Origin of the sequence: Adlercreutzia equolifaciens (genome assembly GCF_029076695.1) — a bacterium.
GTDB classification, from domain to species: Bacteria; Actinomycetota; Coriobacteriia; order Coriobacteriales; family Eggerthellaceae; genus Adlercreutzia; species Adlercreutzia equolifaciens_A.
On record NZ_JARFIK010000229.1, the window covers coordinates 1 to 322 of the forward strand.

The 322-nt window shown below is 55.3% G+C and carries 1 protein-coding gene; it reads left to right on the forward strand.

The window, feature by feature from the left end; all coding sequences use genetic code 11:
• A partial coding sequence (locus PZH32_RS12175; RefSeq protein ID WP_275208517.1) for a 2-hydroxyacyl-CoA dehydratase occupies positions 1-322 on the forward strand: 322 nt, incomplete at both ends.

Below are 322 nucleotides of genomic sequence, written 5' to 3' on the forward strand. Positions count from 1 at the left end.
CTGCTATCCGGAAAGTATGATCTCGACCACACGGCCGTCCTCATGAGCCAGACCGGAGGCGGCTGCCGTGCGTCGAACTACATCGGATTTATCCGCCGCGCACTCGAAAAAGCCGGAATGGCGCAGATCCCGGTCATCTCCATCAACGCGAACGGTATGGAGACGAATCCGGGCTTCACCTACACGCCGTCCATGCTTGTGAAGGCTCTTCAGGCTGTTGTATACGGTGATGTATTTATGCGTGTTCTCTACGCTACAAGACCTTACGAGGCCGTTCCAGGCTCCGCAAATGCGCTCCACGAGAAATGGAAGAATATCTGTG